This window comes from Frankia sp. CcWB2 (assembly GCF_977927585.1).
Genome location: NZ_CDWRCM010000014.1, coordinates 29,288 through 30,023, shown reverse-complemented (window position 1 = coordinate 30,023; position 736 = coordinate 29,288). Strand labels below are relative to the sequence as shown.

Genomic DNA, 736 nt, shown 5'->3' with positions numbered 1-736 from the left:
CTCGGCGAGCGCACGAGCCGGCTCCAGGGTGATCGCTCCCCCCTCCGCCCGGAAGAAACAACCCTTGGGACCGACCATCGTGCCGTCAAGATCGGTATAGACGACGCGGATACTCACTGTTACAGGCTCCCTGGCTCTGGCGTGATCGGGTCGATCTCCGGGCATGGGGGCGCGCGCGGCCGGTACGAGCGGGCAGGACCCGCCCGCACCGGTGAGACCACACCGAGAAACCTCCGACCGACCCATATCATGTCCACAACCAGAGGCAACACCGGTGCACGACCACCCGCGCACGGTCTACAGTACGGACAGACAACTTCATCTGGCTCATCCAGAGGGGCAGAGGGAACGGCCCAGCGAAGCCCCGGCAACCACCCGCATCCCGTGCGCGGCAGGTGCTAATTCCGTCCTGGTGGCAGACTGCCCCGGGAAAGATGAGGAGCTTCTTCATGACACTCGCGCCCGAGCGTGCCACCGGTCCCGCCCTCGACGTCGCGAACCCCGCGGTCTCGCTGTCCTGTCGGCACTGCGGCGCCACCTACCCGCTGTCCCCTACGCATGTGTGCGTGGAATGCTTCGCTCCCCTGGAAATCGCCTACGACCCGGACCTGCTGGCTCGAGTGACCCGAGAGTCCATCGAACGCGGTCCGGCGAACCTGTGGCGTTATGTCGGGCTGCTGCCCGCCGGGCATGACCCGGCACGGCGGGTCTCCCTCGGGGCCGGCTGGACGCCGCT

General features: G+C 67.5%; 1 pseudogene and 1 riboswitch. The pseudogene reads left to right on the top strand.

The features are described 5' to 3' along the window. Nucleotides 1-324 precede the first annotated feature (324 nt). Nucleotides 325-441: riboswitch (SAM riboswitch) on the top strand. Nucleotides 442-449: 8 nt separating this feature from the next. Further along, nucleotides 450-736, top strand: a pseudogene (locus tag ACY45C_RS03130) (threonine synthase); the annotation flags it as partial.